The organism is Streptomyces noursei, assembly GCF_001646665.1.
Classification (GTDB): Bacteria; Actinomycetota; Actinomycetes; order Streptomycetales; family Streptomycetaceae; genus Streptomyces; species Streptomyces lavendulocolor.
In genome coordinates this window covers 1-9209 of sequence record NZ_LWBU01000410.1, presented here as the reverse complement: position 1 = coordinate 9209, position 9209 = coordinate 1, and the positions used below count along the sequence as shown (strand labels likewise).

Annotated in this window: 8 protein-coding genes; 6 read left to right on the top strand and 2 right to left on the bottom strand. The window is 72.6% G+C overall.

All coding sequences use genetic code 11. The features are described 5' to 3' along the window. Positions 1-198 precede the first annotated feature (198 nt). Complete coding sequence (locus A4V12_RS34060) at positions 199-1008, bottom strand: IclR family transcriptional regulator (protein WP_064073380.1); 810 nt, start codon at positions 1006-1008, stop codon at positions 199-201. Between the two features lie 341 nt (positions 1009-1349). Between A4V12_RS34060 and allB the strand changes: the two genes are divergently transcribed. From allB to A4V12_RS34035, 5 genes are all read left to right on the top strand, one after another. Continuing rightward, on the top strand, positions 1350-2738 hold the full coding sequence (gene allB / locus A4V12_RS34055) for an allantoinase AllB (RefSeq protein WP_234372447.1): 1389 nt from the start codon (positions 1350-1352) through the stop codon (positions 2736-2738). Between the two features lie 5 nt (positions 2739-2743). Next, a complete protein-coding gene (gene alc, locus A4V12_RS34050; RefSeq protein ID WP_064073383.1) occupies positions 2744-3871 on the top strand; it encodes an allantoicase in 1128 nt (375 codons plus the stop codon). A 297-nt stretch (positions 3872-4168) separates the two neighbouring features. Continuing rightward, positions 4169-5002: an AraC family transcriptional regulator gene (locus A4V12_RS34045; RefSeq protein WP_064073381.1), complete on the top strand. Its 834-nt coding sequence runs from the start codon at positions 4169-4171 to the stop codon at positions 5000-5002. A gap of 82 nt (positions 5003-5084) precedes the next feature. Then, positions 5085-5555, top strand: a complete 471-nt coding sequence (locus tag A4V12_RS34040; protein WP_064073379.1) for a cupin domain-containing protein — start codon at positions 5085-5087, stop codon at positions 5553-5555. Then, positions 5552-6271 carry an SGNH/GDSL hydrolase family protein gene (locus A4V12_RS34035; RefSeq protein ID WP_064073378.1) on the top strand — a complete coding sequence of 240 codons (720 nt, stop codon included), beginning with the start codon at positions 5552-5554 and terminating at the stop codon, positions 6269-6271. The genes A4V12_RS34040 and A4V12_RS34035 overlap by 4 nt, the downstream gene beginning before the upstream one ends. 171 nt (positions 6272-6442) lie before the next feature. Here A4V12_RS34035 and A4V12_RS34030 read toward each other — a convergent pair whose 3' ends face one another. Beyond that, positions 6443-8137, bottom strand: coding sequence for an ABC-F family ATP-binding cassette domain-containing protein (locus A4V12_RS34030; RefSeq protein WP_064073377.1), 1695 nt, complete (start codon positions 8135-8137; stop codon positions 6443-6445). Positions 8138-8246: 109 nt separating this feature from the next. Here A4V12_RS34030 and A4V12_RS34025 point away from each other — a divergent pair, with 109 nt between their 5' ends. Continuing rightward, positions 8247-8885: a TetR/AcrR family transcriptional regulator gene (locus tag A4V12_RS34025; RefSeq protein WP_064073376.1), complete on the top strand. Its 639-nt coding sequence runs from the start codon at positions 8247-8249 to the stop codon at positions 8883-8885. The last annotated feature ends 324 nt before the right edge of the window (positions 8886-9209 follow it).

Genomic DNA, 9209 nt, shown 5'->3' with positions numbered 1-9209 from the left:
CGGAGCCATGGTGACCGACGACAACGCCGCTGGGGGTCCCCCCTCTGGGGGAGCGCATGCAGGGCGCCGCGGGCCAGGCGAGACTTTGCGGACACGACCTAAGGGCCGCGCCGGGCGGCCGCGGCACCGGAAAGCCACCGGGCCGGGCGGCGCGCCCCGGCGGGAAGCCCGCCGGGGCGGGGCGCCGGGGCCGACCGGTCAGGCCTGGCCGTTGTTCGCGGGGTTGGCGAGGGCCGTGGAGAGTTCGTTCGCGATGCCCTGAAGGATCGGGACGATCCTCTCGGTGGCGGCCTCCGTGACGCGGCCCGCCGGGCCCGAGATGGAGATGGCGGCGGCCGTGGGGGAGTCGGGCACCGAGACCGCGATGCAGCGGACGCCGATCTCCTGCTCGCTGTCGTCGACGGCGTACCCCGCCGTGCGCACCTGCTCCAGGGCCTCCAGGAAGCCGTCGGGAGTGGTGATCGTCTTCTCGGTCGCGGCGGGCATGCCGGTGCGGGCGAGCAGCGCCCGTACCTCCTCCGGCGGGGTGTGGGCCAGCAGCGCCTTGCCGACGCCCGTGGAGTGCGGCAGCACCCGCCGGCCGACCTCGGTGAACATGCGCATCGAGTGCTTGGACGGCACCTGGGCGACGTACACGATCTCGTCGCCGTCGAGCAGCGCCATGTTCGCCGTCTCGCCGGTCTCCTCGACGAGCCGGGCGAGGTAGGGGCGGGCCCAGGTGCCGAGGAGGCGGGCGGCGGACTCGCCGAGGCGGATGAGGCGCGGGCCGAGCGCGTACCGTCGGTTGGGCTGCTGGCGTACGTAACCGCAGGCGACCAGCGTGCGCATCAGCCGGTGGATGGTGGGCAGCGGCAGCCCGCTGCTGGAGGAGAGCTCGCTCAGCCCGACCTCGCCCCCGGCGTCGGCCATCCGCTCCAGAAGGTCGAAGGCACGCTCAAGGGACTGGACACCGCCGGTCGCGGCGGCGGGCTTGGCGGCGTCGGTGGTGCTGGCGCTGGACGTCGGCACGTCAACGGTCCTTTCGAGGCGGATGGGCAAGTCAGCAGCCTACCGGGCCCTTCCGCCGGGCACATCGCCCGCGAACGGGCGTCTTCGCCGGTCAGGCGCTGTTTGTCCGGGTGTCCGGGGGGTTCCGCGAAGGTCTGCCGGTCCTCCTCATGTGGGGAGCTACGTTCTCCCTGGCGAAATTCTCTTTCCACTTCATGGAAACATCCAAGTCGCCCGTCCGCCACCCCTCGCCGTCCGGGGGGACCCTTGACGAGGGAGGATCCCGGCGTAAGACTCCTTCAACAGTTCGTTGAAGAATGATGAGGCGGCCGGTGCGTGCGGCCGGCGAAGTGGAAGGCGATGTGGACGGGAACGTGGACCTGAACACCACCGTGGACGCGGCCGCCGGGGCGGACGCGGACATCACCCTGGTACTGCGCTCGACGCGCGTCATCACCCCCGCGGGCACCCGCCCCGCATCGGTCGCCGTCGCCGGCGGCCGCATCGCGGCGGTGCTGCCCCACGACGCCGAGGTGCCCGCCGGCGCCCGGCTGGAGGACGTCGGCGACCACGTCGTCCTGCCCGGCCTCGTCGACACCCACGTCCACGTGAACGACCCCGGCCGCACCGAGTGGGAGGGCTTCTGGACCGCCACCCGCGCGGCGGCCGCCGGCGGCATCACCACCCTCATCGACATGCCGCTCAACTCCCTGCCCCCCACCACGACCGTCGACAACCTGCGCACCAAGCAGGAGGTGGCCCGCTCCAAGGCCCACATCGACGTCGGCTTCTGGGGCGGCGCCCTGCCGGACAACGTCAAGGACCTCCGTCCGCTGCACGACGCCGGCGTCTTCGGGTTCAAGTGCTTCCTGTCCCCCTCCGGCGTCGAGGAGTTCCCCGAGCTGGACCAGGACCAGCTGACCGCGTCCCTCGCCGAGATCGCCGGCTTCGGCGGCCTGATGATCGTGCACGCCGAGGACCCGCACCACCTGGCCGCCGCCCCGCAGAAGAGCTCGCCCAAGTACGCGGACTTCCTCGCCTCCCGGCCGCGCGACGCCGAGAACACCGCCATCGAGAACCTGATCAACCAGGCCAGGCGGCTCGACGCCCGCGTGCACGTGCTCCACCTGTCGTCGAGCGACGCGCTCCCGCTCATCGCCGCCGCCCGCCGCGAGGGCGTGACCATCACCGTCGAGACCTGCCCCCACTTCCTCACCCTCACCGCCGAGGAGGTCCCCGACGGGGCGACGGAGTTCAAGTGCTGCCCGCCCATCCGCGAGGCCGCCAACCAGGACGCCCTGTGGGCCGGCCTCGCCGACGGCACGATCGACGCGATCGTCTCCGACCACTCGCCCTCCACCGCCGACCTCAAGACCCCCGACTTCTCCACCGCCTGGGGCGGCATCTCCTCCCTCCAGCTGGGCCTGCCCGCCATCTGGACCGAGGCCCGCCGCCGCGGCCACTCCCTGGAGGACGTCACCCGCTGGATGTCCACCGCACCGGCGCGCCTCGCGGGACTGGACCGCAAGGGCGCCATCGAGCCGGGCCGCGACGCCGACTTCGCCGTCCTCGCCCCCGACGAGACCTTCACCGTCGACCCGGCCGAGCTCCACCACCGCAACCGGGTCACGGCGTACGCGGGCAGGACCCTGCACGGCGTCGTCAAGTCCACCTGGCTGCGCGGCGTACGCATCGTCGACAACGGCACCCTGGCCGAACCCCACGGCCGGCTGCTCGAAAGGAACAAGTGACCCTCGTGACCGGGCTGCATTCATCTCTTCCGGCGTCCTTCACCGGCGACGCCAGCCCCTACGGCGGCGGTGACCCGTACGCCGACTACCGCACCGCCGACCTCCCCTTCACCGGCCTGGTCGACCTCGCCGACCGCCGCCTGGGCGCGGGCGTCATCGCGGCCAACGACGAGTTCTTCGCCGAGCGCGAGAACATGCTCAAGCCCGAGCCCGCCGAGTTCGACCCCGAGCACTTCGGGCACAAGGGCAAGATCATGGACGGCTGGGAGACCCGCCGCCGCCGCGGTGTCTCCGCCACCGAGCCCCACCCCACCGACGACGACCACGACTGGGCGCTGATACGCCTCGGCGCGCCCGGCGTCGTCCGCGGCATCGTCGTCGACACCGCCCACTTCCGGGGCAACTACCCGCAGGCCGTCTCCGTCGAGGCCACCTCCGTGGCCGGCTCGCCGTCGCCGGAACAGCTGCTGGCCGACGACGTGGAGTGGACGACCCTCGTGCCCCGCACCGCCATCGGCGGCCACGCGGCCAACGGCTTCGCCGTCGACGTCGAGCGGCGCTTCACGCACCTGCGCGTCAACCAGCACCCCGACGGCGGCATCGCCCGGCTGCGGGTGTACGGCGAGGTCGCCCCCGACCCGGCATGGCTCGCCGCGCTCGGCACCTTCGACGTCGTCGCCCTGGAGAACGGCGGGCGCGTCGAGGACGCCTCCGACCGCTTCTACTCGCCCGCCACCAACACCATCCAGCCGGGCCGCTCGCGCAAGATGGACGACGGCTGGGAGACCCGCCGCCGCCGCGACAAGGGCAACGACTGGATCCGCTACCGGCTCGTCGAGCAGTCCGCGATCCGCGCGGTCGAGATCGACACCGCGTACCTGAAGGGCAACAGCGCCGGCTGGGCGGCCCTGTCCGTACGGGACGGCGAGACCGGCGAGTGGACGGAGTTCCTGTCCCGCACCCGTCTCCAGCCGGACACCAACCACCGGTTCGTCCTGCCGGAGCCGGTGGTCGGCACGGACGTGCGCATCGACATCTACCCGGACGGCGGCATCTCGCGCCTCCGCCTGTTCGGCTCGCTGACGGCGCTGGGCGCCAAGCGCCTGACGGCCCGCCACGACGAGCTGGACTGACCGGCCCGGGCAGCACGACACCTGCCCGTACGCGGGGGGCGGACCGGCCGGACAGCACCGGTGCGCCCCCCGCGCCCACGTCCCCGTACGGCCTGGACGAGTAAGTCCTCACGGTGTGGAGGCGCTTGGAGGCGTGACCGTTGTCCCCGATGACTGCCTGCCCGGTCAGCTGCTGGTGCTCGTCGGCCGGCGGGACAACCGTGGTGTCCTTGGCGAAGTGTCCGCACACCGTGCCGCGGAAGGATCAGTCCTTGGATGGTGATCTTCCTGCGCCGGGCGGCTCGTACACTGACGAAAATGGAGGACCACCTCACCGGGATCGGTGCGCGTCCGGCGCCCGTCTTGCGACAGTACGTCGACTCGTATGTCGGCTTCGACCTCCGCGCGCTCCCGGCGGGGGTGCACTGCGGCCCGCCGAGCCGCGCGCTCACTGCGGTGATCAGCCTGTCCGATCCATTGGAGGTGGCGGCGGGCGTTGACGACGGGTCACCGGTCACCCGGTTCGACAGCCTGGCCGGCGGTCTGATGCGCCGGTCCGTCGCGATTCACCACGACGGACGCCAGCAAGGTGTTCAGGTATCGCTGACACCGCTCGGGGCCCGGGCCGTCTACGGCATGCCCGCCGCCGAGCTAGCCCACCGACTGGTCCCACTCGACGAGCTTCTCGGAGCGCTTGCCGTCGAGCTGGTCGACCGGCTCCGATCGGCGACGACATGGGCGGCGCGGTTCACCGCGCTGGACGAATTGCTCCTCCGAGCCGTCGGCCGTGGCGCCGGCGGCGATCATGTGCGATGGGTGCGCCCCGAGGTGGCCGAGGCGTGGCGCCGCCTCGTCGCCGCGCGGGGTTGCGTCCAGGTCGGTGCGGTCGCCGCGGAACTCGGCTGGAGCCGTCGGTACCTCACCGAGCGGTTCCGCGGTGAGGTGGGTCTGTCGCCGAAGACCTTCGCCCGAGTCCTGCGCTTCGAGCACGCGCACGAACTGGCGGCGGCGCAGGACCCGCTCCCGTGGGGCGATGTGGCAACCCTCTCCGGCTACGCCGACCAGGCCCATCTCGTGCGGGACTGGCGCGAGTTCACGGGCCGGTCGCCGACGGCCTGGCGTCGCGGCGAAGTCCTCCTCGGAGCCGGGTAGCCGCCAACCGTCCGCCCGTCGCGTCGGCTTCCCTTCCCTTTTCTTCAAGACCGCCCGATCGCTGTCGTGGACGATCGTCGGCATGAGACTCGCAAACCACGAACGCAATGCCATGGACCTGCGGACCACCCCCGTGCACCTCGGACTGGGATCGAGAGCGAAACCCGTCGAGGGCTTCACCTGGGACCCGGAGGTGCTCCAGGCCTACAGCGCCGCGGTCGCGGCAGACGGTGCCGACGGCCGGATGGTGATGATCTTCGACGGCGACGGGCTCGGCGACCATTGGGAGAGCCACCCTGCGGGCGACGAACTGGTCGTCTGCCTCAGCGGGTCCGTGACGGTCACCCGCGACGTGGACGGGGAGCTCGACCGCGTTCTGCTCGGGCCGGGCGAGGCCACCATCAACCCGGCCGGGGTATGGCACGTGGTCGACATGGAGGGGCCGACGTCCATCCTGGCCATCACCGCGACCCTCGGCACCGACCACCGGCCTCGGACCGACACCCGCCCGACCGAATGCGTCGGCACGCCCGGCCCGGAGGAAGCGCCGTGACGACACGCATCGCGTGCCTCGGCGACAGCCTCACCCGCGCGCAGTTCAGCGTCGACTACCTCGATCTTCTCGGACGACGCCACCCTCCCGGTGACGTGCAGCTTGCCCGTTTCGGCGCCAACGGCGACTTCGCCCACAACCTCTTGCAGCGCCTCGATGCCGTCGTCACGAACCCATTCGATGTGATCACCGTGTTGATCGGGACCAACGACGCCCGAGCGAGCCTTGCCGGCTACCCCGTCGAGCGGGCCATGAAGCGCAAACAGCTCCCCGATCGCCCGTCGGCCGGCTGGTTCCAACAGTGCCTGGGAGCCGTCGTCGCACGGCTGCGAGCGGAGACCGACGCGACGATCGGTCTGCTGTCGCTCCCGGTACTCGGCCAACAACTCGACGGAGCAGCGGCACAGGCATCGCAGGCGTACAGCCGGATGATCGCCGAGGTCGCCGCCACCAACGAGGTGGCCTACCTTCCGCTGCACGAACGCCAGATCGAGGAGTTGCGCCGAGCGGACCCGCCGCCGATCTCGTACCGGGAGGTGACGCCCGCAGGGGTCGTCGGCGTCCTCGTCCAGCACGCGGTGCTGCGCCGCAGCCTCGACACGATCTCGCGGCGGCGAGGTCTCGTGCTCACGACCGACCACATCCACCAGAACAGCCGCGGCGCCACCCTTATCGCTGAGGTCATCGACGCCGGTCTGCCGGCCCGGAGCGCGTAGCCGGTTCCGGCGGCCGGCCTGCCGGGTCTGCCTATCCCGACGCTCCAGTTCCCGTCGGCGGCTTATGCGGCTGCCCTGGCTGTGGTCGCCGGGCTGCTTCGTGCAGAGGCCGTGGCCAGGTCGGCTCCGGAACAGAGTTGCTCGACCGCCGGGCCGTCTCCGACGTGTCCGTCAGCGGGGTGTGAAGGCGGCGGTCGGCGCGCGGAGTTCGATCCGACGGCCGCGCCAGCGGTCCCGCAGCAGCCGGTCGTGGCTGACGACGACGACCGCGCCGGGGAAACCGGCGAGCGCCGCCTCCAACTCCTCGACCAGGGCGAGGGAGAGGTGGTTCGTCGGCTCGTCGAGGAGCAGAAGGTCGGCCGGCTCGCTGATCAGGCGGGCGAGGGCGAGGCGCTGCCGCTGGCCGGCGGAGAGCGCGCCGACCGGTACGTCGAGCCGCTCGCGGGTGAACAGGCCGAGGGAGAGGAGGTGTTCGGCGTGTTCCTCGGCGGTTCCGGCGCGCCCGTGCGCGTACGCGCCGAGCACCGTACGCCCGGGCGGGCCCACGTGCGGCTGCTGGGCGAGGAGGCCGGTCCGGCCGCGGCGTACGAGGCGGCCGCGGTCGGGCTCCGTCGTGCCCGCGAGGAGGGACAGCAGGGTGCTCTTGCCCGCCCCGTTGGCTCCGCCGATCAGCAGCCGGTCGCCCGCCGACACCGTCAGGCTCACCGGGGCGAGCCGCCCGGCCGCCTCGACCTCCTCCGCTTCCACCAGTGGGCCGCGCACGCCCGTGTCCCGGAGCGCGGGGGTGAAGCGCAGCGGCTCCGCCGGTGCGGGGACGGGGGCGGCGAGCAGGCGGCCCAGCCGCTCCTGGGCTCCCCGCACCCGGCTGGAGAGGGACTGCTGCACGCGGCCGGCGGCGCGGTCGTACGCCATCTTGTTGCCGTCCTTCATCGCGCGCCCGGGCGCCACCCGGCGGGCGGTGGTGGCCGCGTTCTCCCGCAGCCGTGCGACTTCGGCACGCCAGTCGGCGTGCGCCTGGGCGCGGCGCTGCCGGTCGGCGGCGCACTCGGCGAGGTAGCCCTGGTAACCGTTGCCGTAGCGGACGACACGGTGGAGATCGGCGTCGACCTCCAGCAGGGCGGTGGTGATCCGGTCGAGGAAGACGCGGTCGTGGGAGACGGCCACGGTGGTGCCGCGGCGGGCGCGCAGGTGGTCCTCGAGCCAGGTGAGCGCGGCGTCGTCGAGGTGGTTGGTCGGCTCGTCCAGCAGGAGGACCTCGGGGGCGGACGCGAGCAGGGCGGCGAGGCGCAGCCTGACCTGTTCGCCGCCGGAGAGGCCGGCTGCGGTGCGGTCGCGGGGCAGGTCCGGGAGGCCGAGGCCGTGCAGGGCGCGCTCGACCCGGGCGTCGGCGTCGTAGCCGCCGCGCAGTTCGAAGGCGGTGAGCAGGTCGGCGTACTCGGCGAGGGCGGTGCTCTCGTCGAAGGGGACGGTGTCTTCGCCGGAGGCGGTGTCGTCGCCGGCGGTCACGCCGCAGCCGGCAGCGGTGTCGTAGCCGGCCGCCATCAGCGTTTCGAGGTGGCGCATGCGCTGTTCCATGGCACGCAGGGCGGCGAGCGGCCGGTCGATGACCTGCTGGACGGTCAGGTGGGTGGGGAGTTCCTCCTCCTGGGCCAGGTATCCGATGCCGCCGTCGGCGCGTACGACGATCTCGCCCTGGTCGGGGAGCTCGGCACCGGCGAGCAGCCGGAGGAGGGTGGACTTGCCGGAGCCGTTCTCGCCGACGATGCCGAGGCGTCCGCCCGCGGGGACGGAGCAGGTGACGGAGTCGAGGACGAGGCGGCCGTTGTAGGACTTGGTGACGTCAAGGGCGGTGAGCTGTGCAGTCATAGGGCTTCTTCCGGGGGAGGGGGGTGGACCGGCCGATGGGGCTGCTGCTGCGGCGGTCGATGAGCATCGGGACTCCTTAATGCGATGAATGTTGCTTTAAGATGGTGACATGGATGATCACGAACCTGCAAGCACTTCTTCCGGCACTTCTTCCGGCTCGACCGCCCGCCGCCGTACCGGCGGCCGCAGCGCGCGCATCCGCTCGCAGGTCGTGGAGGCCGTGGGCGCGCTGTTGGTCGAAGCCGGGTACGACGGGCTGAGCGTGGACGCGGTCGCCGAGCGGGCCGGCGTGCACCGCACGACCGTCTACCGGCGCTGGCGCGATGTGGGCGGCCTGCTGGCCGACGTACTCGCCGCGGCCTCCGACGACACCTGGAGTCCGCAGGACACGGGATCATTGGAGGGCGACCTGACCGCCCTCAACCAGGAGGTCTACGAGGCGCTCGCCGCCGGCCCGACGGTGACCACGGCCCTGATCGCCGCGTCCTTCCGCTCGGCGGAGGCCGCCGGGGCGCTGAGCCGCTTCTGGGCGGACCGGTACGAGCGCTCCACGCCGGTGGTCACCCGCGCGGCCGCGCGCGGTGAACTCGCCCCCGGGACGGACGCCCGCGCCCTCCTCGTGACGGCGACCGCCCCGCTCTACCAGGAACTGCTCCTGCTGCGTGCGGCCCCGGACCCGCGGCTGCCGGAACGCGCGGCCCGGGCGGCGGCAGCGGCCGCCCGGGCAGGGGCGTTCGCAACGCCGTGACAGCTCGGGGCGGCCGTCCGGCACTGCCGGGCCACCAGAGCACCCCTGACCAGGTCACTCATCGCCTACGGCCACGGACGAGCACGTCGGACCCACTCGTCTAGGGCGTGTTTCGAAAGTGGCGTCGTTCGCCCGGAGGGCGGGGCTGGGGGCGCCTGGTGCGTGCAATCGCAAGGCGGAGGGTGGGGGCACCTCCCGCGCCGCCAGGCGCAGGGGGCGAGAGCGCAGCGGGCTGCGCCGACGACCGACAACGCAGCGAGTGTGCGTGCCAGGTGTTCCCAGCAAGACGGGACTTTCGAAACACGCCCTAGGTGTATTGACCCG

Coding starts and splice junctions, on each gene's coding strand:
- A4V12_RS34045 (WP_064073381.1), top strand. CDS start 4,169: ATGGAGGACCACCTCACCGGGATCGGTGCGCGTCCGGCGCCCGTCTTG.
- A4V12_RS34040 (WP_064073379.1), top strand. CDS start 5,085: ATGAGACTCGCAAACCACGAACGCAATGCCATGGACCTGCGGACCACC.
- A4V12_RS34030 (WP_064073377.1), bottom strand. CDS start 8,137: ATGACTGCACAGCTCACCGCCCTTGACGTCACCAAGTCCTACAACGGC.
- A4V12_RS34025 (WP_064073376.1), top strand. CDS start 8,247: ATGGATGATCACGAACCTGCAAGCACTTCTTCCGGCACTTCTTCCGGC.